The sequence below is a fragment of the Salmonella sp. 741265055_HSA genome, assembly GCF_046569525.1.
Lineage (GTDB): Bacteria > Pseudomonadota > Gammaproteobacteria > Enterobacterales > Enterobacteriaceae > Salmonella > Salmonella enterica.
This window is the reverse complement of sequence record NZ_JBKFSQ010000005.1, coordinates 87,577-110,456: the sequence shown is the minus strand read 5'-3', so window position 1 is coordinate 110,456 and position 22,880 is coordinate 87,577. Positions and strand designations below refer to the sequence as shown.

General features: G+C 53.1%; 23 protein-coding genes. 16 read left to right on the top strand and 7 right to left on the bottom strand.

What is annotated here, in order from left to right; all coding sequences use genetic code 11:
- Positions 1 to 153 precede the first annotated feature (153 nt).
- Together sbmA and yaiW are read left to right on the top strand one after the other, a co-directional pair.
- Positions 154 to 1,374: a peptide antibiotic transporter SbmA gene (gene sbmA, locus ACLD4K_RS04560; RefSeq protein WP_183074141.1), complete on the top strand. Its 1,221-nt coding sequence runs from the start codon at positions 154 to 156 to the stop codon at positions 1,372 to 1,374.
- Positions 1,375 to 1,388: 14 nt separating this feature from the next.
- Positions 1,389 to 2,483 (top strand): surface-exposed outer membrane lipoprotein YaiW, encoded by a 1,095-nt coding sequence (gene yaiW / locus ACLD4K_RS04555; protein WP_411011449.1) that lies wholly within the window; start codon positions 1,389 to 1,391, stop codon positions 2,481 to 2,483.
- A 37-nt stretch (positions 2,484 to 2,520) separates the two neighbouring features.
- On the opposite strand, the gene ACLD4K_RS04550 is transcribed toward yaiW, so the two are convergent.
- The gene (locus tag ACLD4K_RS04550; RefSeq protein WP_000763139.1) at positions 2,521 to 2,829 is read right to left on the bottom strand and encodes a YaiY family protein; all 309 of its coding nucleotides are present in this window, start codon (positions 2,827 to 2,829) and stop codon (positions 2,521 to 2,523) included.
- 267 nt (positions 2,830 to 3,096) lie between these two features.
- Here ACLD4K_RS04550 and ACLD4K_RS04545 point away from each other — a divergent pair, with 267 nt between their 5' ends.
- The gene (locus ACLD4K_RS04545) at positions 3,097 to 3,312 is read left to right on the top strand and encodes a DUF2754 family protein (protein WP_001239240.1); all 216 of its coding nucleotides are present in this window, start codon (positions 3,097 to 3,099) and stop codon (positions 3,310 to 3,312) included.
- A 25-nt stretch (positions 3,313 to 3,337) separates the two neighbouring features.
- Here ACLD4K_RS04545 and ddlA read toward each other — a convergent pair whose 3' ends face one another.
- On the bottom strand, positions 3,338 to 4,432 hold the full coding sequence (gene ddlA / locus ACLD4K_RS04540; protein ID WP_001096593.1) for a D-alanine--D-alanine ligase: 1,095 nt from the start codon (positions 4,430 to 4,432) through the stop codon (positions 3,338 to 3,340).
- A 77-nt stretch (positions 4,433 to 4,509) separates the two neighbouring features.
- On the opposite strand from ddlA, the gene ACLD4K_RS04535 reads away from it, so the two are divergent.
- The 5 genes from ACLD4K_RS04535 (at position 4,510) to adrA (ending at position 9,036) form a co-directional block, all read left to right on the top strand.
- Positions 4,510 to 5,223 (top strand): extensin family protein, encoded by a 714-nt coding sequence (locus ACLD4K_RS04535; protein ID WP_411011448.1) that lies wholly within the window; start codon positions 4,510 to 4,512, stop codon positions 5,221 to 5,223.
- 168 nt (positions 5,224 to 5,391) lie between these two features.
- Positions 5,392 to 6,603 (top strand): multidrug efflux MFS transporter, encoded by a 1,212-nt coding sequence (locus ACLD4K_RS04530; protein ID WP_000446772.1) that lies wholly within the window; start codon positions 5,392 to 5,394, stop codon positions 6,601 to 6,603.
- A 296-nt stretch (positions 6,604 to 6,899) separates the two neighbouring features.
- A complete protein-coding gene (iraP, locus tag ACLD4K_RS04525; protein ID WP_183058721.1) occupies positions 6,900 to 7,160 on the top strand; it encodes an anti-adapter protein IraP in 261 nt (86 codons plus the stop codon).
- Positions 7,161 to 7,511: 351 nt separating this feature from the next.
- Positions 7,512 to 7,832, top strand: a complete 321-nt coding sequence (gene psiF / locus ACLD4K_RS04520) for a phosphate starvation-inducible protein PsiF (RefSeq protein WP_411011447.1) — start codon at positions 7,512 to 7,514, stop codon at positions 7,830 to 7,832.
- A gap of 91 nt (positions 7,833 to 7,923) precedes the next feature.
- The gene (gene adrA, locus ACLD4K_RS04515; protein WP_023182345.1) at positions 7,924 to 9,036 is read left to right on the top strand and encodes a diguanylate cyclase AdrA; all 1,113 of its coding nucleotides are present in this window, start codon (positions 7,924 to 7,926) and stop codon (positions 9,034 to 9,036) included.
- A 14-nt stretch (positions 9,037 to 9,050) separates the two neighbouring features.
- On the opposite strand, the gene proC is transcribed toward adrA, so the two are convergent.
- Positions 9,051 to 9,860 carry a pyrroline-5-carboxylate reductase gene (gene proC, locus ACLD4K_RS04510; RefSeq protein ID WP_000412193.1) on the bottom strand — a complete coding sequence of 270 codons (810 nt, stop codon included), beginning with the start codon at positions 9,858 to 9,860 and terminating at the stop codon, positions 9,051 to 9,053.
- A 139-nt stretch (positions 9,861 to 9,999) separates the two neighbouring features.
- Here proC and ACLD4K_RS04505 point away from each other — a divergent pair, with 139 nt between their 5' ends.
- From ACLD4K_RS04505 to ppnP, 5 genes are all read left to right on the top strand, one after another.
- Positions 10,000 to 10,455, top strand: coding sequence for a YaiI/YqxD family protein (locus ACLD4K_RS04505; protein ID WP_000158134.1), 456 nt, complete (start codon positions 10,000 to 10,002; stop codon positions 10,453 to 10,455).
- Positions 10,456 to 10,639: 184 nt separating this feature from the next.
- Positions 10,640 to 11,185 (top strand): shikimate kinase AroL, encoded by a 546-nt coding sequence (gene aroL, locus ACLD4K_RS04500; protein WP_172496735.1) that lies wholly within the window; start codon positions 10,640 to 10,642, stop codon positions 11,183 to 11,185.
- Positions 11,186 to 11,211: 26 nt separating this feature from the next.
- Positions 11,212 to 11,403, top strand: coding sequence for a protein YaiA (yaiA, locus tag ACLD4K_RS04495; protein ID WP_001143166.1), 192 nt, complete (start codon positions 11,212 to 11,214; stop codon positions 11,401 to 11,403).
- 250 nt (positions 11,404 to 11,653) lie between these two features.
- Entirely contained in the window at positions 11,654 to 12,331 is a 678-nt protein-coding gene (locus ACLD4K_RS04490) for an AroM family protein (RefSeq protein WP_411011446.1), read from the top strand.
- 70 nt (positions 12,332 to 12,401) lie between these two features.
- Positions 12,402 to 12,686, top strand: coding sequence for a pyrimidine/purine nucleoside phosphorylase (ppnP, locus tag ACLD4K_RS04485; RefSeq protein WP_115178581.1), 285 nt, complete (start codon positions 12,402 to 12,404; stop codon positions 12,684 to 12,686).
- Between the two features lie 38 nt (positions 12,687 to 12,724).
- Here the strand turns inward: ppnP and rdgC are convergent, their stop codons facing one another.
- Positions 12,725 to 13,636 carry a recombination-associated protein RdgC gene (gene rdgC / locus ACLD4K_RS04480; RefSeq protein WP_058712718.1) on the bottom strand — a complete coding sequence of 304 codons (912 nt, stop codon included), beginning with the start codon at positions 13,634 to 13,636 and terminating at the stop codon, positions 12,725 to 12,727.
- Between the two features lie 125 nt (positions 13,637 to 13,761).
- Here rdgC and mak point away from each other — a divergent pair, with 125 nt between their 5' ends.
- Positions 13,762 to 14,670, top strand: a complete 909-nt coding sequence (mak, locus tag ACLD4K_RS04475) for a fructokinase (RefSeq protein ID WP_411011445.1) — start codon at positions 13,762 to 13,764, stop codon at positions 14,668 to 14,670.
- Between the two features lie 19 nt (positions 14,671 to 14,689).
- Here the strand turns inward: mak and araJ are convergent, their stop codons facing one another.
- From araJ to sbcD, 3 genes are all read right to left on the bottom strand, one after another.
- Positions 14,690 to 15,862, bottom strand: coding sequence for an MFS transporter AraJ (gene araJ, locus ACLD4K_RS04470; RefSeq protein WP_411011444.1), 1,173 nt, complete (start codon positions 15,860 to 15,862; stop codon positions 14,690 to 14,692).
- 172 nt (positions 15,863 to 16,034) lie between these two features.
- Complete coding sequence (gene sbcC, locus ACLD4K_RS04465) at positions 16,035 to 19,175, bottom strand: exonuclease subunit SbcC (RefSeq protein ID WP_411011443.1); 3,141 nt, start codon at positions 19,173 to 19,175, stop codon at positions 16,035 to 16,037.
- Complete coding sequence (gene sbcD, locus ACLD4K_RS04460) at positions 19,172 to 20,374, bottom strand: exonuclease subunit SbcD (RefSeq protein ID WP_411011442.1); 1,203 nt, start codon at positions 20,372 to 20,374, stop codon at positions 19,172 to 19,174. Before sbcD ends, sbcC begins: the two co-directional genes overlap by 4 nt.
- A gap of 213 nt (positions 20,375 to 20,587) precedes the next feature.
- Between sbcD and phoB the strand changes: the two genes are divergently transcribed.
- Positions 20,588 to 21,277 carry a phosphate response regulator transcription factor PhoB gene (gene phoB / locus ACLD4K_RS04455; RefSeq protein ID WP_411011441.1) on the top strand — a complete coding sequence of 230 codons (690 nt, stop codon included), beginning with the start codon at positions 20,588 to 20,590 and terminating at the stop codon, positions 21,275 to 21,277.
- A 69-nt stretch (positions 21,278 to 21,346) separates the two neighbouring features.
- Complete coding sequence (gene phoR, locus ACLD4K_RS04450) at positions 21,347 to 22,642, top strand: phosphate regulon sensor histidine kinase PhoR (RefSeq protein ID WP_183059570.1); 1,296 nt, start codon at positions 21,347 to 21,349, stop codon at positions 22,640 to 22,642.
- Positions 22,643 to 22,880: the final 238 nt, after the last annotated feature.

Below are 22,880 nucleotides of genomic sequence, written 5' to 3'. Positions count from 1 at the left end.
CGTCGAAACAATTCTGTTGAGCAGAAGTGCGAACTAAGCGTCACAACGTAGGTCACAATGCCTGGTTTAGCCCTTTCATTTGCGTGGGCATGGCGTGCTATTGCCGCCGTCACAGCAGCCGTAATAAAGATAAGAAGTTAGCAGGAGAGCATGATGTTTAAATCTTTTTTCCCAAAGCCAGGGCCGTTTTTCATGTCGGCGTTTGTTTGGGCGCTGATCGCCGTCATTTTCTGGCAGGCGGGAGGAGGAGATTGGGTGGCGCGACTTGTGGGGGCATCCGATGAAGTGCCTATCAGCGCAGCGCGCTTCTGGTCGCTGGACTATCTGATTTTTTATGCTTATTACCTGATTTGCGTGGGATTATTTGCAACGTTCTGGTTCATCTATAGCCCGCACCGCTGGCAGTACTGGTCGATACTTGGCACCTCGCTCATTATTTTTGTCACCTGGTTTTTGGTGGAGGTTGGCGTCGCGGTTAACGCCTGGTACGCGCCGTTCTATGATTTGATTCAAACGGCGCTCAGCTCGCCGCACAAGGTCACTCTTGGTCAATTTTATCATGAAGTGGGGGTGTTTCTCGGTATTGCGCTTATCGCCGTGGTGATCGGTGTGCTGAACAACTTCTTTGTCAGCCACTATGTATTTCGCTGGCGTACCGCAATGAATGAGCACTATATGGCGCACTGGCAGTACCTGCGCCATATCGAAGGGGCCGCCCAGCGTGTGCAGGAAGACACCATGCGTTTTGCCTCTACACTGGAGAATATGGGCGTGAGTTTTATCAATGCCATTATGACGCTCATCGCCTTTCTGCCGGTGTTGGTCACCCTGTCAGCGCATGTGCCGGATTTACCCGTCGTAGGACATATCCCTTACGGCCTGGTCATTGCCGCCATAGTCTGGTCATTAATGGGGACGGGCCTGCTGGCAGTCGTCGGGATCAAATTGCCGGGGCTGGAATTTAAAAATCAGCGAGTGGAAGCAGCTTATCGTAAGGAGCTGGTCTACGGTGAAGATGACGCCAGCCGCGCCACGCCGCCAACCGTCCGTGAACTGTTTAGCGCGGTGCGCCATAACTACTTCCGTCTCTACTTTCACTATATGTATTTCAACATCGCGCGCATTCTCTATTTGCAGGTCGATAACGTTTTCGGTTTGTTCCTGCTGTTTCCTTCCATTGTTGCCGGTACGATTACGCTGGGGCTGATGACGCAAATCACCAACGTGTTTGGCCAGGTGCGCGGTTCGTTCCAGTATTTGATTAACTCCTGGACGACTCTGGTGGAGCTGATGTCTATTTATAAACGTTTACGTAGCTTTGAACGCCAGTTAGATGATCAGCCAGTTCAGGAAGTGACCCACTCTTTTAGCTAACAGAAGGAAACGTTATGTCGGCGGCGTCCCGTCTTTATCCTCTGCCTTTTCTGGCGGTTGCCATATTGGCTGGCTGTAGTAGTCAATCCGGGCAGCCGGTGAGCAAGGGCGAGAAGCCTGTCGACGTGGCAAGCGTAGTACGTCAGAAAATGCCGGCCAGTGTCAAAGACAGAGAGGCCTGGGCGAAAGATATCGCGACAACGTTTAAGAGCCAGGGGCTGGCGCCGACGGTAGAAAATATCTGTTCGGTGCTGGCTGTCGCCCAGCAGGAGTCCGGTTATCAGGCGGATCCTGTCGTGCCGGGGCTAAGTAAAATCGCCTGGCAGGAGATTGATCGTCGTGCTGAACGACTACACATTCCGCTGTTTCTGGTGCACACCGCGCTGAAAATTAACTCCCCCAACGGCAAGAGCTATAGCGAACGCCTGGACACGGTAAGAACCGAAAAACAGCTTAGCGCTATTTTTGACGACTTTATCAATATGGTTCCTATGGGGCAGACGCTATTTGGCTCATATAACCCGGTGCATACGGGCGGCCCGATGCAGGTCAGCATTGCCTTTGCCGAACAGCACGCGAAAGGCTATCCGTGGAAGATGACGGGTACGGTACGTCAGGAGGTCTTTACGCGCCGTGGCGGGTTGTGGTTTGGAACCTACCATTTGCTGAATTACCCGGCGAACTACAGCGCGCCTGTTTTCCGCTTCGCCGACTTCAACGCGGGATGGTACGCCAGCCGTAACGCTGCGTTCCAGAATGCCGTCAGTAAAGCCAGTGGGGTAAAACTGGCGCTGGATGGCGATCTGATTCGTTATAACAGCAAGGAACCGGGCAAAACAGAGTTAGCGGTGCGCAAACTGGCAGGGCAGTTGGGAATGAGTGAGCGTGAAATTCGCAGCCAACTGGAGAAAGGCGATAGCCTGGCGTTTGAAAAAACGGCGCTCTACAAGAAAGTCTATAAACTGGCCGAGGCCAAAACGGGCAAGACGCTTGCGCGGGAAATGTTGCCCGGTATTCAACTGGAAAGCCCGAAGATCACGCGCAAGCTGACGACCGCCTGGTTTGCTAAACGAGTTGATGAGCGGCGGGTGCGGTGTATGGGGCGATAAATTTCGCGCTGGGATATTTTCTCCAGCGCGCTAAGGTTTATTGGTGACGGTGACGCCAGCGTAAAAACGCGGCGATAACGGCAAAAATGAGGCAGCCCGTGAGGAAGGGTACCAGGCCAAAAATCGTCCCGACGCCCAGCCCAATTTCTACCCGCGGTCGACCTGTATCCTGTACCTGCATCAGATGCTCATAGATGCCCGGCGCATGAACCAGCAGGTTTAAGAGTTGCGCTCCGGCCCAGAAGCAAAACAGTACAAATATGGCGTAAGCAATATTTCCGGGCGTAGAGGAGGTTTCTCGATGCTTCCCGCTGAACAGCGATTTTGAGAGAGTGAAATCAGCCATAAAGACCTCCAGGATGATCGGCTACGATCTGGCGTTATGCCATCGGCTTACTGTGAAGTCTGACAGGTCATTGTGTTTGTCAATATCAGAATCATGGTAATTTCACATACGAAATGTATCCATCGCGTAAATTTTTGTTAGTTGTCACAAAACGATCACTTTTATCAAAATCAATTAACATTTAAGAAATTCCGTATCCCCCACAGACTCGCTCGCCAGAAGTATGCAAAAATACGTTTTTGTTGCTGTTAATACGTCGGAGTCGTTATGCGTTTGCCTGTAAAAATTCGTCGTGACTGGCACTACTATGCCTTCTCTATTGGCCTTATCTTTATTTTGAATGGTGTCGTAGGATTGCTGGGTTTTGAGGCGAAAGGATGGCAAACCTATGGCGTTGGGCTGGTAACGTGGATTATCAGCTTCTGGCTGGCGGGGTTCATCATTCGCCGGCGCGAAGATGATGAGGTAAAAGACGCCCGATAAACGTTGCGCTATCGGGCGTGCGCTATTACATCGTGGTTTTTAAGGCGTTATTCGCCGTATGGCGTTCCAGCGCCAGCTCAATCAGGCGACTGATCAAATCGGTATAGCCCAATCCGCTCGCCTGCCAGAGTTTTGGATACATACTGATATTGGTAAAACCTGGCAGCGTATTGATCTCGTTAATCACGACCTCATTGTCTGCTGTTAAGAAGACATCGACACGCGCCATACCCGCGCACCCCAGCGTCTGATAAGCCTGGATCGCAATCGCGCGGATCTTGTCATTCACCCCGGAAGGGAGCTGCGCAGGCACGACAACTTGTGCGCCGTTATCATCAATATACTTAGTATCGTAGGCGTAAAATTCGCTATTCAGTACGATTTCGCCGCAGGTACTGGCCTGTGGGTTATCGTTACCTAATACGGCGCATTCGATTTCGCGCCCTTTGATCCCTTGCTCCACCACCACTTTATGATCGAATTCGAAAGCCAGCGCGACCGCCTGCTGATATTGCGCTTCGTTAGCGACTTTACTGACGCCGACCGAAGAGCCCTGATTGGCGGGCTTAACGAACAGCGGCAGCCCCAGACGGGATTCAACCTCGGCAAAACTAAACGCGTGACGATTCGTTCGGGTGAGTGTAATAAACGGGGCGATATTCAGTCCTGCATCGCGTAGCAGTCGTTTGGCGACGTCTTTATCCATGCAGGCTGCGGAGCTCAGCACGTCTGAACCGACAAACGGTAAGTTTGCGACGCGCAGCATCCCCTGCAATGAGCCGTCTTCGCCCAGCGTACCGTGGACGATAGGAAAAATAACATCTACCGTCGGTAGCGGCTGCCCGTTCTGGGCGTTAATCAATTGGTGTTGGTGTTTGCCAGGCACCTGGGCCAGACTGATTGCCGAAGGACGTAGCGCGATATGTGCCGGATCGTCTGCATTCTGCAAATAATTTTCCGCATCGTTAACATGCCATTGTCCTGCCTTATCTATCCCTAACAGCACCACGTCGAAGCGGGTTTTATCGATCGCATCAACGATATTTTTCGCTGATTGCAAAGACACTTCATGTTCCGCCGACTTACCGCCAAATACTATTCCTACCCGCAATTTCGCCATCTTAAAAACCCATTCCATCGAATGCAAAGCGTATACATTACCACGACAAAACGCGGGTTTCGCGGGCTTCTGCCATAATGTTTATGGGATGTGAGAACGGAGGCCGTGTGAGAGGTAAGGGTTTTCTGATTATTGTGCTGTTGGGCGGCATTGGCGGGCAGGGATATCGTTATCTTCCCTCTTATTATAATCCTTTTGCTCCGCTACAACTTGCCGATCCGCCAGGCTGGATCACTACCTTTAAACTACAGCGCCTTACGCCGTCGCAGTGCCGGGAGCTTTTAACGGCGGCCAATCAACAGGGATTAATTTCATCACAACCTGTTGCGGATAGCGCTGGTGAATGTCCCTTGTCCCATGTTGTGCGCGTCAGAGATTTTGGCCAGGTCAAACTGAGCAGCAGTTTTTTAGCCTCCTGCCCGCTGGCGCTGCGCTCCGCGCTGTTTGTCGAACAGCAGGTAAAACCTTTAACAGAAACGTGGATGAAGCGCCGCCTGACCCGCATCGAACATCTGGGCAGCTATGCCTGCCGTAATATTTATCACCGCCCGGATGCGCGTCGCAGTGAACATGCCAGCGCAGAAGCGCTGGATGTCAGCGGGTTTCAGCTATCGGATGGCCGAAAAATCACTATCCTGCGCGGCTGGGAGCGCGATGAGACGGGGCCCTGGTTACGCGCTATGTTAAACGCCAGTTGCCATTATTATGGCAATGGGCTCGGGCCTGACTATAACGCTGCGCATGCTAACCATTTTCATCTTGGAATGCGGGGCTACGGCGTGTGTCGTTAAAGCATAAACGTCTGCCTTGCGCGGCTATATAATGTGACATGTTTCACAAAAATGATGAACGGGGAGACAAAATAGCAAAGTGTGACGTATCGCACCTCTGGAACCACCAGGAAAAAGAGAGCCTGCTAAGCTAACGCGTATTTTCAGCTACTTATCGTTACGAGTCTTATGGAATCCTGGAAAGTTAATCTAATTTCCGTCTGGTTTGGATGTTTTTTTACCGGTCTGGCAATCAGCCAAATCCTGCCATTCTTACCCCTTTATATTTCCCAGCTTGGCGTCTCTTCCCATGAAGCGTTATCAATGTGGTCCGGGTTAACGTTTAGCATCACGTTTCTTATTTCCGCCATTGTGTCGCCGATGTGGGGCAGTCTCGCCGATCGTAAAGGGCGTAAACTGATGCTATTGCGCGCGTCGCTCGGGATGGCGATAGCTATTCTACTGCAGGCATTCGCGACCCATGTCTGGCAACTTTTCCTGCTGCGCGGAATCATGGGGTTAACGTCAGGCTATATCCCCAATGCCATGGCGCTGGTAGCCTCTCAGGTACCGCGCGAACGTAGCGGCTGGGCGCTCAGTACGCTTTCTACCGCGCAGATCAGCGGCGTTATCGGCGGGCCGTTAATGGGCGGCTTTGTCGCGGATCATATCGGGCTGCGGGCGGTATTTCTGATTACCGCCATGCTGTTGGTGGTGAGCTTTCTGGTCACGCTATTTTTAATTAAAGAAGGCGTGCGTCCGGTCATCAGGAAAAGCGAACGCCTGAGCGGTAAAGCCGTTTTTGCGTCGTTACCTTATCCTGCGCTGGTGATCAGTCTGTTTTTTACCACGATGGTCATTCAACTCTGTAATGGTTCCATCAGTCCAATTCTGGCGCTGTTTATCAAATCAATGATGCCGGACAGTAATAACATCGCCTTTCTTAGCGGGTTAATTGCCTCGGTGCCCGGTATCTCCGCGCTTATCTCCGCGCCTCGCCTGGGAAAACTTGGCGACAGAATCGGCACGGAAAGAATTCTGATGGCCACGCTTATCTGCGCAGTGCTGCTTTTCTTCGCGATGTCCTGGGTCACCACGCCGTTCCAGTTGGGGCTGTTGCGTTTCTTGTTAGGCTTTGCCGATGGCGCGATGTTACCCGCCGTACAAACGCTATTGGTGAAATACTCCAGCGACCAAATTACCGGACGTATTTTTGGCTACAACCAGTCATTTATGTACCTGGGCAACGTGGTTGGGCCGTTGATGGGCGCGACGGTATCGGCGATGGCCGGTTTCCGCTGGGTTTTTATCGCTACGGCGGCGATCGTATTGATCAATATTGGGCAACTGACTCTGGCGTTACGTCGTCGGCGTAACGCGCAAAAAGCGAAAGGCCAATAGCGGTGCATCGTAACGGCGCTTCTGCCGTTACGATATGGTTTAAATTAAAAGATATATTCTTTATCCGTGAAGTTTTTCTATAGATGGCATAACTTTAAATTATGATATAGCGTGATTATTGTTTTTTGATGGTTTATTATCGTCTCGTTTACGGTCTGAGAAACGTTTCGCTGCGGCGACAGTGATAATTATTTGTGTAAAGTTCTTCCTGTATCATAAAAATAGTACTTTCAGCCTCTAGGCAGTGGTTCTTCATAGTGATAACGTCATCCTGGAACTAATAAGGAAATATGGTCATGAAAAATCTCATAGCAGAGTTGTTGCTTAAGCTAGCCCAAAAAGAAGAAGAGTCGAAAGAACTGGTTGCTCAGGTAGAAGCGTTAGAGATTATCGTCACAGCAATGTTACGTAACATGGCGCAAAGCGAGCAGGAGATGTTGATACGTCAGGTAGAAGGGGCACTTGAAGGCGTAAAGCCGGATGCCAGCGTTCCTGATCACGATACGGAATTGCTGCGCCAATATGTAAAAAAGTTGCTGAGACACCCCCGGCACTAATCGTATCTAAAACAACACAGTTGTTATAACGTTACTTTTATGAAATAACATAGCTGCTTCGTTTTTATTTTCTTCTGGTTAATTCAGAGCAAAATAAAAACGAAGCGGCTATGGTAATAACAGTGTAACGTTATGCGTTGTTCTTCTGTATCCTGCCAGTGTGACTGTGGATAATCGAATTGCACAGTAGCCTACGGTTTGTCAATCAATAAAGCCTATATTGCTAACGGTAAGTAATACTTTTACTGCCGGGTGGTATTTTTGCCAGTAACAGCCAGACTTATATAAAGTCCCTGGGATATCTCCCAAAGGGACAACGTGTAATGTGTACACTGACAAAAGGATGGTGCTATGAAAATAACATTACTGGTGACTTTACTTTTTGGCCTGGTCTTTTTAACCGCCGTCGGCGCAACCGAGAAACCGTTAACGCCGCAACAGCAGCGCATGACGACCTGTAATCAGCAGGCGACAGCGCAAGCGCTGAAAGGCGATGCGCGTAAAACTTACCTTAGCGACTGCCTGAAAAACAGTCAGTCAGCCCCTGGCGAGAAAAACCTGACGCCGCAACAGCAGAAAATGCGTGAATGCAATGTTCAGGCGACGGAACAATCCCTGAAAGGCGATGACCGTAACAAGTTTATGAGCGCCTGCCTGAAAAAAGCGGCGTAGTGCTATCGGGTGAGCCCTGAAAAACACTCACCCGAAATTTCATACTCCCTCCATGCGCTCTGTTTCTATAATTTGGGAAAATTGTTTCTAAATGTTCCCAAAAATAATGAATGATGAAAATTTTTACCGAAAAGCGGTTGAACAGGCGGTAGCGCCGCCTGACCCTTCTGATGATCGTCAGCGCTCCGGGTTGCGCTTCGCCCGGCGCATCAGGCTACCGCGTGCGGTGGGGTTAGGGGGGATGTTTTTACCGGTGGCCGCCGTGTTAGTGACGCAACCTGTCTTTGGCGGCTGGTGGCTGTTGCTGGTCGGCTGGTCTTTTGTCTGGCCGCATCTGGCGTGGCAGTGGTCGGCGAAAGCCCTTGATCCGCTACGTCAGGAAATTTACAACCTGAAAGTGGATGCGATCCTCTCCGGCATGTGGATCGCGCTGATGGGCGTCAATATGTTGCCTGCCGCCGCGCTGTTTATGATGATGAGCATGAATCTGATGGGGGCTGGCGGGCGGCGGCTATTCACTGTCGGAATGGGCCTTTTGCTGGCGTCATGTCTGGTGACGTTGCAGCTTACCGGGCTACCCGTCGCGATGCGAAGCTCGTCGCTGGAAGTCACGCTCTCTTTGCCCGTCATTATGTTGTATCCGCTTCTGTTCGCCTGGGTAAGTTATCAAACGGCCATTAAATTAGCGGAACATAAGCGACGCTTGCAGGCGATGAGCTCGCGGGATGGCATGACCGGCGTCTATAACCGACGCCACTGGGAAATTTTATTACGTAATGAATTCGATCACAGCCGACGCCACCATCGGGAGGCGACATTGTTGATTATCGATATCGATCATTTTAAGAGCATTAACGACACCTGGGGACATGATGTTGGGGATGAGGCTATTATCGCCCTGACGCGTCAATTACAGATAACGCTACGCGGGAGTGATATTATCGGGCGCTTTGGCGGCGACGAATTTGCGGTGATTATGTGCGGAACGCCGGCAGACAGCGCGATTACCGCCATGTCGCGAGTGCATGAACGGCTAAATACCTTACGCTTGCCGGGCGCGCCGCAGGTCATGTTACGTATCAGCGTGGGCGTGGCGCCGTTAACGCCACAAATCGGTCATTATCGGGAATGGTTAAAGTCTGCGGATATGGCGCTTTACAAAGCAAAGAATGCCGGACGTAACCGCACCGAAGTGGCGGCATGACGTCCAGCCGGGCCTCAGGATTTACTGAGCGCCTCTGATTTTTCCATACACTTCGTCATCGCTTCTATTACCGCAGCGCGGAAGCCACGTTCTTCCAGAACGCGTACGGCTTCAATCGTCGTTCCGCCAGGCGAGCACACCATATCTTTCAGTTCGCCGGGATGCTTTCCGGTTTCGAGTACCATTTTCGCCGATCCCATAACGGCCTGCGCGGCGAATTTATAAGCCTGAGCGCGAGGCATACCGCCCAGAACGGCTGCGTCCGCCATCGCCTCGATAAACATAAACACATAGGCCGGCGAAGATCCGCTCACGCCAACCACCGGATGGATCATCGGCTCAGCAATCACTTCCGCCTCGCCAAAGCAGCGGAAAATATTCAGGACATCAGCCGTATCTTCCGGTGTGACCAGCGCGTTTGGCGTGACGGAGGTCATTCCTGCGTTGACCAGCGATGGCGTATTCGGCATAGCGCGAATGATTTTACGGTCATGTCCCAGCGCGCGCGCAAGCTGATCAAGCGTTACGCCTGCGGCGATAGAGACCACCAGCGAGTCTTTGTTCAGGCTGGAGGAGATTTCACTGAGCACTTTCACCATAATGCCCGGTTTTACCGCGCCGAAAACGATATCCGCGACCTGAGCGACCTCCTGCGCGCTTTGCGCCGCATTAATGCCGTACTGGTCATGCAGGGCGGCAACTTTATCGGGGGAGGGGGTGTAGACCCAGATCTGACCGGGAAGTACCTGACCGCTGGCAATCAGTCCGCCAAGAATAGCCTTGCCCATATTACCGCAGCCAATAAAACCGATTTTCTTCTCCATCTCGTCACTCCCTATGTTTGTGTGTTATGGGGAATGGTTAGCTTAACGCGGATTGAAAACGGGCAGAAGGAGAAACAGCACTTTGATGAAAGGCAAAAGCGCGAGACAATAAAAGATTGTATACCGTACGGGAGACATTATGACCATCTGGGTGGATGCGGATGCGTGTCCGAATGTCATTAAAGAAATTTTGTACCGCGCCGCCGAGCGGATGCAGTTGCCGCTTATTCTTGTTGCCAATCAGGCCTTGCGCGTGCCGCCTTCGCGTTTTATCCGCACGCTCCGCGTGGCCGCCGGGTTTGACGTGGCGGACAATGAAATTGTGCGTCAATGCGAAGCGGGCGATCTGGTGATTACCGCGGATATTCCGCTGGCGGCTGAAGTGCTGGAAAAAGGCGCTGCGGCTCTTAATCCCCGGGGAGAACGCTATAGCGACGCCACGATTCGCGAACGTCTGACGATGCGTGACTTTATGGACACGCTACGCGCCAGCGGCGTACAAACGGGGGGACCAAACAGTCTCTCGCCGCGCGATCGTCAGCATTTTGCCGCCGAGCTGGATAAGTGGTGGCTGGAAAGCCAGCGTAAAAAATAAATCGTGTAATGAAAAATTTACAGTTTATTCATTTCTGATTCTTGCTATAGTACTAATATTGTGACTTTAGTACCTTTGTGTAAATTATTATTTACATTTATGCGTTGTACTAGTTAGATGATATGATTATAACATTGCTGATATCAAATCCTGCGTATGCGCAGTTCCTGGGGGAACGCCTGCTATGATGCAACCTCTTTATCTTGTTGGCCCGCGGGGCTGTGGGAAAACCACCATCGGTATGGCGCTGGCGCAGGCAACCGGTTTCCGGTTTGCAGATACCGACCGCTGGCTGCAATCGCACGTGCAGATGAGCGTCGCTGATATCGTTGAAAAAGAAGGCTGGGGAGGGTTCCGCGCCCGGGAAACCGCGGCCCTGGAGGCGGTAAGCGCGCCTTCGACTGTCGTGGCGACGGGGGGCGGTATTATTCTCACGGAGTATAACCGACGTTATATGCACCGTGTTGGCGTAGTGATTTATCTGTGCGCGCCGGTATCCACGCTGGTTAACCGGCTTGAGGCTGAACCTGAAGCGGATCTGCGCCCGACCCTCACCGGCAAGCCGTTGAGCGAAGAGGTTCGGGAAGTGCTTGAGCAGCGTGACGCGTTGTATCGCGAAACGGCGCATTACATTATTGACGCGACGAAAGCGCCGGCCCAGGTCGTTTCTGAAATTATTGCGGCGCTGCCGCCGTCGATGCAACGGTTACAGGGAGATGTCTATACTTAACGCTCACCCAGAATAAAGGAAACACTATGCCAACCAGACCACCTTATCCGCGGGAAGCTTATATCGTCACCATTGAAAAAGGCGTGCCTGGCCAGACGGTGACGTGGTATCAGCTACGGGCTGACCATCCAAAACCTGATTCGCTCATCAGCGAGCATCCGACTGCAGAAGAAGCGATGGATGCGAAAAAACGTTACGAAGATCCGGATAAATCATAGACGCATGAACCACTCGGAAGGGATTCTGAGTACCCCTGAATTGTATCTTCATCACATTCTTGAAACATTTATACTGACAACCAAAACCGTAAATTAAGCGATAACAATACAATATTGGAGTTATTTGGAATCTTTACACAATACGTTGCTCATCTGCTGCTACGCTTTCTGAGATTTGTAGGGCAGGTAGCGCGGTGGACGTGTGCATATTTGCCCAGGAATTACGACGAAGTAATAAGGTGGAATAAAAATGAGTGCGTCGTTGGCAATCCTCACAATCGGCGTTGTGCCAATGAGCGAAGTGTTACCGCTTCTGACGGAATACATCGACGAACAACACATCACCCATCATAGCCTGCTGGGAAAAATGAGCCGGGAAGACGTTATGGCGGATTACGCTGTAGAGCCTGGCGACGATCCGCTTTTGACGTTGCTGAATGATAACCAGATAGCCCATGTTTCCCGCCAGAAGGTGGAGCGAGATTTACAGAGCGTTGTCGAGGTGCTGGATAACCAGGGTTATGATGTCATTATACTGATGAGCACCGCGGCGATTAAAAGTATGGCTGTCCGTAATTCTATTTTGCTTGAGCCGCTGCGTATTATTCCACCGCTTGTCGCCTCTATTGTGGATGGGCATCAGGTTGGCGTGATTGTGCCTGTTGCAGAACTTCTGGCGGCCCAGGAGAAAAAATGGCAGGTATTGCAAATGCCGCCGGTGTATTCGCTGGCGAATCCGGTTCACGGTTCTGAGCAACAGTTAATTGATGCCGGGCAGGCGCTACTGGATCAAGGCGCGGACGTCATTATGCTTGATTGTCTGGGGTTTCATCAGCGTCATCGGGATATTTTACAGCAGGCGCTGGATGTGCCGGTTTTACTCTCTAATGTTTTGATTGCGCGCTTAGCTTCAGAACTGCTTGTCTAATTTTACGTGACAGGCCGAACGTCAGGACTCTATATTGGGTGTTAATTTAATAATGAGACGGGGCCTGATTATGCTACAAAGCAATGAATACTTTTCCGGGAAAGTGAAGTCTATTGGATTTACCAGCAGTAGCACCGGCCGGGCCAGCGTTGGTGTGATGGCGGAAGGGGAGTATACCTTTGGCACCGCCGAACCCGAAGAGATGACGGTTGTGAGCGGCGCGTTGAAGGTACTGTTGCCGGGAACTGTCGAATGGAAAGTGTATACAGCCGGTGAGGTGTTTAATGTGTCTGGCCACAGCGAGTTTCATCTCCAGGTTGCTGAGCCCACCTCGTATCTGTGCCGCTATTTGTAACGGTGAGCCCCCTCTCCGCCGGAGAGGGGACCCTCTGGTTAGCGCTGCGCTTCGCCGCCTAATCCTTCCACCAGGCTTTGAATCAGCGCCGCCAGCTCGCCGGTCATCAGGATAAAGTCCGCGTCAAAACGTTGGGCAAAATCTTCCCGGTCGATATCTTCGTTTTGATCGCGCAGCTCATCGCAGAATTTCAGACGCTTAATGGAGCCGTCGTCGCACATGACGAATTGAATGCGCTGCTGCCAGTCGAGCGCCAGCTTCGTGACCACTTTACCCGCTTCAATATGAACGGCGATCTCGTCGCTGACCAGATCCTGCTTTTTCGCGCGGATCACGCCGCCATCTTCCAGCATCGCTTTCAATTCGGCTTCGTCCAGCAACTGGAAACCCTGAGCGACCGTCCCGGAGCGCACCCACTCTGTGAGCGTCAGCTCAATCGGATTTTCCAGCGTCAGCGGGACGACCGGCAGCGAGCCAAGACTTTTACGCAGTAGCGCCAAAGTATCTTCCGCTTTTTTCGCGCTGGCGCAGTCAACCATAATCAGGCCGTTAACGGTATCAATCCACATCATTGTCTGACTGAAGCGGCTAAACGCGCGCGGCAGCAACGAATGCAACACTTCATCCTTCAGGGAATCTTTTTCCGTCTTCTTCAGCTTGCGACCCTGATCGGCTTCCAGTTTCTGGATTTTCGCCTCCAGTGCCTGTTTGATCACTGGCGATGGCAGGATTTTCTCTTCTTTGCGCGCGCAAATAATAATTTGGCCATTGGCGGTGTGCGTTAACGCATCGCTGTGAGAGCCCATCGGCGGAACCCAGCCCATTTTGGCCATATCCTGGCTACCGCATGGGGTAAACGTCATTGAGGCGAGCTGTTTCTCCATCTCTTCGGCGCGTAATGTAATATCGCGGCTAAGACGGTAAACCATTAAATTTTTGAACCACAGCATGATAATTTCCACGGCCTTGTCGTTAAATCCAGGCGGTATAGTAACGAATTGTCGGCAGGCTTGCATTGCCAATCAGAACGGTGAATTCTACCCTGTTGATATTCCCAAAAAATGAGGAGCGGTATGTGCGTATTGGTATCGATTTAGGCGGCACAAAAACGGAAGTCATTGCGCTTGATGATGCAGGAGAGCAGCGGTTTCGCCATCGTCTGCCTACGCCGCGGGAGGATTATCAGCAAACGATAGAAACCATCGCTACGCTGGTCGACATGGCGGAACAGGCGACCGGCCAGACCGGTAGCGTCGGCATTGGCATTCCCGGTTCTCTCTCGCCTTACACCGGCGTGGTGAAAAACGCTAACTCTACGTGGCTTAACGGCCAGCCGTTCGATAGCGATGTGAGCCGTCGTCTGAAGCGTGAAGTGCGGTTAGCCAACGATGCCAATTGCCTGGCGGTATCAGAGGCGGTGGATGGCGCGGCGGCGGGGGCGCAAACGGTATTTGCGGTGATTATCGGTACCGGGTGTGGCGCGGGCGTAGCGCTAAATGGCCGGGCGCACATCGGCGGCAACGGTACGGCAGGTGAATGGGGCCACAATCCGTTGCCGTGGATGGATGACGATGAGTTGCGTTACCGCGAAGAAATTCCCTGTTATTGCGGTAAACAAGGCTGTATCGAAACCTTTATTTCCGGTACGGGATTTGCCACGGATTACCAGCGTTTGAGCGGTAACGCGCTAAAAGGCGATGAGATTATTCGTCTGGTCGACGCGCAGGACGCCGTGGCGGAACTGGCGTTAAGCCGTTATGAGCTGCGGCTGGCGAAAGCATTATCTCATGTCGTGAATATTCTGGATCCGGATGTCATTGTGCTGGGCGGCGGTATGAGCAATGTTGAGCGCCTGTACAAGACGGTTCCGTCGCTGATGAAATCGTTTGTTTTTGGCGGCGAGTGCGAGACGCCGGTACGTAAGGCGCGGCATGGCGATTCGAGCGGCGTGCGCGGCGCGGCCTGGCTGTGGCCGCCGGCGTAACGTTTTTAGCCGGATGGCGTCATCCGGCAACCGGCGTGACCGATGGCTGCTTGTGTTTTAGACGTCCGTATACCAGCAACGACGACATGGCGGAAAACGAGAGCAGGGCGGCGGGAAGCGCTACGTAGTGGTACGTAAAACCTAGTGTCAGCATCAGCCCGCCGCACCAGGCGCCAATCGCGCTACCGAGATTAAACGCGATTTGTCCTCCCGCCGCGCCCAGAAGTTCGCCGCCTTTGGCGTTTTGCAGCAGCAGGATTTGCAGTGGCGCAGAGAGCGCAAACAGACCAGCGCAGCAGATAAACGCGAAAGTCAGCGATGCCGTTTTGTATCCGCTGAAGAAAAAGAGCGCCGTGAGAGAGAGCACGATAACGAGGTCAGTCACTACCGCGATGCGCAGCGGAGTATATCTGCCGGAGAGTTTGCCGCTTAACAGATTGCCTAACACCATCCCCAGCCCGACCAGCATCATAATAAACGTCATGCTCGTCTCCGAAAAACCGGAGATGTACATCATAAATGGCTTGATATAGCTGAAGCAGGCAAAAACGCCCGCATTGCCGAACATCGTGGCGGCGAAAATGAGCCACGGCGCGGGGCTACGCAAGAAGTGGAACTGCTCGCGCAGGCTGCCTTGGGCTTTGTCGCGAATATCCGGCACCCAGAAGAAAATCGCGGTGAGCACGGCGATGTTGAAAACCGCGATCAATAAAAAGGTGTAGCGCCAGCTAAATTCCTGGCTCAGGTACGTGCCGAACGGAATGCCCACCAGATTCGCCACCGTCATCCCTGAAACCATACCCGCGACGGCGGCGGTGACCTTCCCGGGGCGGATAATCTTTGACAAGACAATGGCGCCGACGCCAAAAAAGGCGCCGTGCGGAAAGCCGGAAACCAGTCTGCCGACGACGAGCATCAGATATGACGAGGAAAAGGTAAATATGGCATTGCCCATCACGCACAGCATGACCAGAAACAGCAATATATGTTTAAGCGAAAAGTGGCTGGAAAAGAGCGCTATAATGGGAGCGCCCAGCACGACGCCGAAGGCGTAAAACGAGATCATATGCCCGGCGGCGGGAATCGTTATCCCGACATCGCGTGCCAGCTCCGTCAGTACGCCCATAATGCCAAACTCGGCCATCCCCAGTCCGAACGTACCCAGCGCCAAAGAAAAAATAACTTTTTTCATACCACCTGCCGAAAATAAAGGCGCATGTTGCGCGCTGCGGCTGTGAATTGTCACAGCCAATCAACATATAGCTTGCGGATAAGCGCGAGGTAATACCATTCCTTATCCGTCTTTGTGTATTCATTATTATGCTATGTCATGACAGTATGTTGTGCCCAGGATGACACTGGCGTTACTCCACGGCAAACGCTTTGTCCAGTTTGCTATAACCAAGTCCATTGATTTTTTTCACTTTTATCTGCACGGGGATACGTTCTTTCATGGCTTCCACGTGGCTAATCACACCGATGGTCTTCCCGCTGGCATTCAGCGCGTCGAGCGCATCCAGCGCGGCGTCCAGCGTTTCGCTATCAAGCGTGCCGAAGCCTTCGTCGAGGAACAAAGAATCAATGCGCGTTTTATGGCTGACCAAATCGGATAACGCCAGCGCCAGCGCCAGGCTGACCAGGAAACTTTCGCCGCCTGATAACGTTCGTGTATCGCGCACGGCGTCGGCCTGCCAGGTATCGACAACCTCCAGTTCCAGCGCGTCGCTGGCTTTGCGCTGCAACAAATAGCGGCCATGCAGGCGGGTGAGCTGGTGATTCGCCAGCCAGACCAGATTATCCAGCGTCAGTCCCTGGGCGAATTTGCGGAACTTATCACCTTCTTTAGAGCCGATCAACGCATTGAGATAGCCCCAGTCTTCCACTTGCTGAGAGGCTTGCTTCATTTCCGCCATCAGCGCCCGTTGGCGCTGCCGATTATCTGCATCCTGTTTAATTTGCTGGCGGATTTCCCCCTGACGTGTCGTGTTTTCACGCAGTTGTTGCGCCAACTGCGCCAGCCGCTGCGAGAGCTGCTCCGCCGTACACGTTGGGTCCAGACCGGCGGGCGGCTGTTGCTGATGGTCAGCCAGCGCCTGCGCGGACTGCGCGCTTAACGCCTTCGCTTGTTGTAGCTGACTTTCCAGCGTTTGTTGTTGTTTTTCCAGACGGGTCACGGTCTCTTCATCCAGCAACGCCGCCAGGAACGTTGCCTGGCTGTCAAACGGGCTATTTTTTAACGCTGCATCAAAGTGCGCTATCGCCTCGGCGGCGCGCTGCTGCTCCTGTGTCGTCTGTTCCTGCAGGGTTTGCAACTGGCTTTGTAATGACACGCACTCATCATGCGCCTGCCGCCAGTTATCCAGCGGCACGTCATCGTCGGAATCCGCGGTATCCGTTTGCGGTAGCGTCTCCAGCAACGGGGTAAGCCTGTCGATCTGCGTTTGCAAATCCGCGAACTCTGTCTGACGCCGTTGCCATATTTTCGCTTCGTCGACGCGCTCATTCAGCCATGCGGCCTCGTCTTCTGGCGCAGGAAGGGAAAGCGTATACTGCGCCAAATCAGCCGTCAGCGACGCCTGACGCTGCGCAATCTGCGCGGTAAAGCGCGCTACCTGTTCAGTATGCGCCGCGATTTGCGTTTGTAGAGCATGACGCTGGCTGAGCTGATCCAACTGTTGCTCATGCTCTTCCGCGGCGGCCAGCCAGCCCGCGAGGTCTTCTTGCGGCTGGAGCTGGACGCCCAGCGTAGCGCACAGCGTTTGCCATTCCTCAGTAAGCGCTTGCTCCTCCTGCAACAACGACTGCGCCTCGCTTTCATCCCGCTGTAATTGTTGCGTTAAGGCATCTAACTGTCCTCGCAGCGCGGCGCCTTCTTCCGCCAGCGTTTTGACCTCTTTTTCCAGCGCGTCGCGGCGGGTTTGATTCGCGCTCAGTTCCAGCGCCTGATAGGCGGCGATGGCGGGGTGTGTCGTCGAGCCGCAAAGCGGGCACGGCTGGCCGGACTGTAAGTGCGCCCGCTGGCTTTCCAGATTTTTGATGCGCGCCTCCTGCTCGCAAATAGTGCGAACGTCCGCAAGCTCCTGCGCTTTAGTCTTATAACTCAGGCGCTTATCCGCCAGACGTTGGGTGTATTGCGCCTGCTCCTGATGATGACGCGCGATAGCTGCCTGTAGCTGCGCCTGACGCTTTTGTTTCGGGACAATTTGCCCCTGAAGCGCGGTGAGACGATGGCGTAGCGGACGCTGCCGGGTATGCAATGCTCTGGCTTCCGCCAGCGCCTGTAGCGTGAGGTCGAGCGTGAGCGGCGGTAGCGCATCACGCTGACGCGTATCGCTCAGCAACTGCTGTTGCCATTGGCTCAGTTGCGCCCGATCGTGGGATTGTTGTGTTAATAATGCTCGCCACCCCGCCAGTTCGCTGCGCCAGACGCGGATGCCGTCGTGTTCCGCCAGCCATGTCTTCAACCGCTGCCCTGTGGCGTTCAGTTGCGTGAATTGTCGATGCGCGCAGGCGTGGATACGCTGGCGCAGGCGATACGCGCTTTGTAAGCGAGCATTCACTTCATCACTGTGCTGACGAACACGCTCAACGGCGCGGGTTTGTTCCTGAATGCGCTCCCAATGCGGGCGCAACTGGCGAGCAGGTTGCGCCAGAGTCAACGCCGCGAGCTGCGGCTGCGCTTTTTCTCGCGCCTCTTGCGCCGCGTACAGCGCCTGCTGCCGGGCGTGTAATTCAGTGTGGAGCTCGTTTTTTCGGGTCAGCCAGTGAAGGTGCTGCTGCTGTCCCTGCTGGTCGGCCAGCAGGCGTTTCTCTTCGTCAGTAAGCGCCTGCAAACTGGCTTCCAGTTGCTGTAACTGTTCGTCCGCCAATAGGGCGACGCCGCTGGCCTGCGCTTGTAACTTTTCCAGTTCGAGACGGGCTGATTTATGTTTTTCAAATACCTGTGCGGAGATCTGCCCGTAAATCTCAGTGCCGGTGAGCTCCTCCAGAAGCTCTGCGCGCTCTTTCGCTTTGGCGTTAAGAAAGGCGGCGAACTGCCCCTGTGATAACAACATCGAACGGGTGAAGCGCCCGTAGTCCAGCCCGGTCAACGTGGCGATCATCTCCAGTTTATCCTTTACCTTATCGGCAAAGATCTTTCCGTCTGAACACCGCGCCAGCTCCACGCGTGGGGCCTGGAGATTGCCGTCAGGCTGATTTCGGGCTCGGTTCTGGCTCCAGAACGCGCGCCAGGCCTCGCCTTTTACCTCAAACTCCACTTCGGCCAGACATTCCGCCGTATCGCGCGTCATCAAATCGTTTTGCGACTGTGATACCGTATTCAGGCGCGGCGTTTCGTGGTACAGCGCCAGGCAGATGGCGTCAAGCAAGGTGGTTTTTCCCGCGCCGGTCGGGCCGGTAATGGCGAATAACCCGTTACTGGCAAACGGTTCGGCGGTAAAATCGACCTTCCATTCTCCTTTCAGCGAGTTCAGGTTTTTCAGACGCAAACTGAGAATTTTCATGCCTCATGCTCCTCATTCAACGCGTAGAGCGTGCTGGAAAAGAGCTGATTCAGGCGCTCGCGCTGCGGGGGATCTAACGCTTCCAGCGCCAGACGCCGCGCAAAAACCTCTTCCACGCTAAGCTCGCTTAATGTTTCCCGCCGTTCGTTCGCCAGCGAGCGCTCGCGCTGTTCGCGGCTACGGCGCACCAGTAACACCTCTACGGGTAGCGACTCCGTTAGCGTCTGTATTCTGCGTTGGATATCGTGCAGATAATCATCGGTGGTGATTTCAATATCCAGCCAGACGGGAGGCGATTGCTCAACGCCGCGCCACTGCTCAAGCTGTTCGGTAATTGACGCCAGGTCGCCTTTTAAAACCGCCAGCGGTTGAGTAACGGGGACAGCCAGACTTTCGGTGCTTTGCCATTTCCCCTGGTCGAAGGTCACCAGATGCACGCATTTGCTTTTGCCGCACTCATCAAAGCTGAGGGCGATAGGCGAGCCGCAATAGCGGATATGCTCTGTACCGCCGACACATTGCGCGCGGTGAATGTGTCCCAATGCGATATAATCCGCTGGGGGGAAATGCTGCGCCGGAAAGGCATCCAGCGTACCGATATAAATGTCGCGAACCGCATCGCTTTTGCTGGCGCCGACGGTGGTTAAATGTCCCGTCGCGATAACCGGCAACTTCCGCTCGCCGCGTAGCAGGCACGCTTCCTGATACTGCTGTTGATAATAATCGGCAATCGCATGAAGAAGTTGCTGCTGTTTCTCGCTGCCGGATAACCCCGCCTGACTGGTAAGAATGTCGCGCGGGCGCAAAAAGGGAATGGGGCACAGTACGGCGCCCGGAGAACCGTCGCGACGATGAAGTAGCTGCGGCGCATAGCCCGCACTGGCGATCACGGTTGTATTGAGAAACGCCAGAATGTCGCGCGACTCGTTTAGCGTAGCGACGGAATCATGATTACCGGCCAGCACCACCAGATGACAGCCCGTTTGCTGTAAATTAACGACGAAACGGTTATAAAGTTCTCGGGCATAGCTTGGCGGCGAACCGGTATCAAAAATATCGCCAGCGACAATAATGGCATCCACCTGATGGGCCTGCGCGGTCTCCAGCAGCCAGTCCAGAAAAGCCTGATGCTCCGCGGCGCGGCTTTTACTGTAGAAGTTTTGTCCCAGATGCCAGTCAGAGGTGTGGAGGATGCGCATAATAGTTCCATGCAAAAAAAGCGTGAATGGGATTATACACGTCATCCCCTCCATTTTTGGGCGCAATTTACCGCCGATATACGGTAATGCACGGTTTCACCGCTGTCATAAATCATCAACATGCTGTCAATGCCGCCTTTTTTTTCATAAATCTGTCATAAATCTGACGCATAATGGCGCGGCATTGATAACTAACGACTAACAGGGCAAATTATGGCGAGACGTATTCTGGTCGTAGAAGATGAGGCGCCGATCCGTGAAATGGTGTGCTTCGTGCTCGAACAAAATGGCTTTCAGCCCGTAGAAGCCGAAGATTATGACAGTGCGGTGAATAAACTTAATGAACCCTGGCCGGATCTCATCCTTCTTGACTGGATGTTGCCCGGCGGGTCAGGGTTACAGTTTATTAAACATCTTAAACGTGAAGCCATGACCCGGGATATTCCTGTGGTTATGCTGACCGCGAGAGGTGAGGAAGAAGATCGCGTGCGCGGGCTGGAAACCGGCGCTGACGATTACATTACCAAGCCGTTTTCCCCCAAGGAGTTGGTGGCGCGCATTAAAGCCGTTATGCGGCGCATCTCGCCGATGGCGGTCGAAGAGGTGCTCGAGATGCAGGGACTGAGCCTTGATCCTGGCTCTCACCGCGTGATGACCGGCGACAGCCCGCTGGATATGGGGCCGACCGAATTTAAATTACTCCATTTCTTTATGACGCACCCGGAACGGGTTTACAGTCGCGAGCAGCTACTCAATCATGTCTGGGGCACCAATGTGTACGTTGAAGACCGGACGGTCGACGTGCATATTCGCCGTTTGCGTAAGGCGCTAGAGCACAGCGGCCACGACCGGATGGTGCAAACGGTACGCGGGACAGGGTATCGTTTTTCGACCCGCTTTTAATGCCTTTTCCGCCAGTTGATCACAGGTTTCTGGCGGAGAAGGCTTTCCATTCTTGAGGGAGTATGACGCGTGCTGGAACGGCTGTCATGGAAAAGGCTGGTGCTGGAGCTGGTGCTCTGTTGCATCCCCGCGCTTATCCTTAGCGCTTTTTTGGGTTATCTGCCGTGGTTTTTACTGGCGGCGGTGACGGGACTGCTTGTCTGGCATTTCTGGAATTTATTACGTCTCTCCTGGTGGCTTTGGGTCGACAGAAGTATGACGCCGCCGCCGGGACGGGGAAGTTGGGAACCGCTGTTATACGGTTTACACCAGATGCAGTTGCGAAATAAGAAGCGTCGCCGCGAGCTGGGGAACCTGATTAAACGTTTTCGCAGCGGTGCGGAGTCGCTGCCTGATGCCGTGGTACTGACCACAGAAGAGGGCGGCATTTTTTGGTGTAACGGTTTGGCGCAACAGATACTGGGGCTACGCTGGCCGGATGACAACGGGCAGAATATTCTCAATCTACTGCGTTATCCGGAGTTTACCCAGTATTTAAAAACGCGTGATTTCACCCGTCCGCTTCATTTGGTGCTCAATACCGGGCGGCACCTGGAGATCCGCGTCATGCCTTATACCGATAAACAACTTCTGATGGTAGCGCGCGATGTGACGCACATGCATCAGCTTGAAGGCGCCAGGCGTAACTTTTTCGCCAACGTTAGCCATGAATTGCGTACGCCATTGACGGTATTGCAAGGCTATCTGGAAATGATGCAGGAACAGGCGCTGGAGGGGGCGACGCGAGAGAAAGCGCTGCATACGATGCGCGAGCAAACGTATCGTATGGAAGGGCTGGTAAAACAACTGCTTACTCTGTCTAAAATTGAGGCGGCCCCGGCGCTGTTATTAAATGAAAAAGTGGATGTACCGATGATGCTGCGGGTCGTGGAGCGGGAAGCGCAGACGCTCAGCCAGCAGAAACATACCTTTACGTTTGAGGTCGACGATAGTCTTAGCGTTCTGGGCAACGAAGAGCAGCTACGTAGCGCGATCTCAAACCTGGTGTATAACGCGGTAAACCATACGCCGGCGGGAACGCATATTACGGTGAGCTGGCGACGTGCCGCGCATGGCGCTGAGTTTTGCATTCAAGATAACGGTCCGGGGATTGCTGCCGAGCATATTCCTCGTCTGACCGAACGCTTCTACCGTGTCGATAAAGCGCGTTCGCGGCAAACGGGCGGCAGCGGCCTGGGATTGGCGATTGTGAAACATGCGTTGAATCACCATGAAAGCCGCCTTGAAATCGACAGTTCGCCTGGCAAAGGAACGCGATTTAGCTTTGTGCTGCCGGAACGTTTAATTGCCAAAAATAGCGATTAATTGCCTTTCGTAAGTATAACTTTCCATAAGCCAGCGAATGCTGGCTTATTTTCTTTGCAGTTAAGACGGGCTCGTTGAAACATTCAACGTTTGGTGATTTTTTGTTCGCATGATTAGCCATAACTTTTTCATGAGAATGGTGTTTTATTCTGGTTGTAAATTTCATATCGCTATATTCATCTGGTTTTTAGATCCCACCTTGCTTTAAAACGTTATAAGCGTTTAAATTGCGCTTCAG

Bases quoted from the DNA above. Each gene is read 5' to 3' on its own strand.
- yaiW (WP_411011449.1), top strand. From the start codon at position 1,389: ATGTCGGCGGCGTCCCGTCTTTATCCTCTGCCTTTTCTGGCGGTTGCC.
- iraP (WP_183058721.1), top strand. From the start codon at position 6,900: ATGAAAAATCTCATAGCAGAGTTGTTGCTTAAGCTAGCCCAAAAAGAA.
- ddlA (WP_001096593.1), bottom strand. From the start codon at position 4,432: ATGGCGAAATTGCGGGTAGGAATAGTATTTGGCGGTAAGTCGGCGGAA.
- ACLD4K_RS04505 (WP_000158134.1), top strand. From the start codon at position 10,000: ATGACCATCTGGGTGGATGCGGATGCGTGTCCGAATGTCATTAAAGAA.
- adrA (WP_023182345.1), top strand. From the start codon at position 7,924: ATGTTCCCAAAAATAATGAATGATGAAAATTTTTACCGAAAAGCGGTT.
- araJ (WP_411011444.1), bottom strand. From the start codon at position 15,862: ATGAAAAAAGTTATTTTTTCTTTGGCGCTGGGTACGTTCGGACTGGGG.
- phoB (WP_411011441.1), top strand. From the start codon at position 20,588: ATGGCGAGACGTATTCTGGTCGTAGAAGATGAGGCGCCGATCCGTGAA.
- yaiA (WP_001143166.1), top strand. From the start codon at position 11,212: ATGCCAACCAGACCACCTTATCCGCGGGAAGCTTATATCGTCACCATT.
- ACLD4K_RS04535 (WP_411011448.1), top strand. From the start codon at position 4,510: ATGTTTATGGGATGTGAGAACGGAGGCCGTGTGAGAGGTAAGGGTTTT.
- ACLD4K_RS04550 (WP_000763139.1), bottom strand. From the start codon at position 2,829: ATGGCTGATTTCACTCTCTCAAAATCGCTGTTCAGCGGGAAGCATCGA.
- sbmA (WP_183074141.1), top strand. From the start codon at position 154: ATGTTTAAATCTTTTTTCCCAAAGCCAGGGCCGTTTTTCATGTCGGCG.
- psiF (WP_411011447.1), top strand. From the start codon at position 7,512: ATGAAAATAACATTACTGGTGACTTTACTTTTTGGCCTGGTCTTTTTA.
- proC (WP_000412193.1), bottom strand. From the start codon at position 9,860: ATGGAGAAGAAAATCGGTTTTATTGGCTGCGGTAATATGGGCAAGGCT.
- ppnP (WP_115178581.1), top strand. From the start codon at position 12,402: ATGCTACAAAGCAATGAATACTTTTCCGGGAAAGTGAAGTCTATTGGA.
- ACLD4K_RS04490 (WP_411011446.1), top strand. From the start codon at position 11,654: ATGAGTGCGTCGTTGGCAATCCTCACAATCGGCGTTGTGCCAATGAGC.
- rdgC (WP_058712718.1), bottom strand. From the start codon at position 13,636: ATGCTGTGGTTCAAAAATTTAATGGTTTACCGTCTTAGCCGCGATATT.
- sbcC (WP_411011443.1), bottom strand. From the start codon at position 19,175: ATGAAAATTCTCAGTTTGCGTCTGAAAAACCTGAACTCGCTGAAAGGA.
- ACLD4K_RS04545 (WP_001239240.1), top strand. From the start codon at position 3,097: ATGCGTTTGCCTGTAAAAATTCGTCGTGACTGGCACTACTATGCCTTC.
- sbcD (WP_411011442.1), bottom strand. From the start codon at position 20,374: ATGCGCATCCTCCACACCTCTGACTGGCATCTGGGACAAAACTTCTAC.
- ACLD4K_RS04530 (WP_000446772.1), top strand. From the start codon at position 5,392: ATGGAATCCTGGAAAGTTAATCTAATTTCCGTCTGGTTTGGATGTTTT.
- aroL (WP_172496735.1), top strand. From the start codon at position 10,640: ATGATGCAACCTCTTTATCTTGTTGGCCCGCGGGGCTGTGGGAAAACC.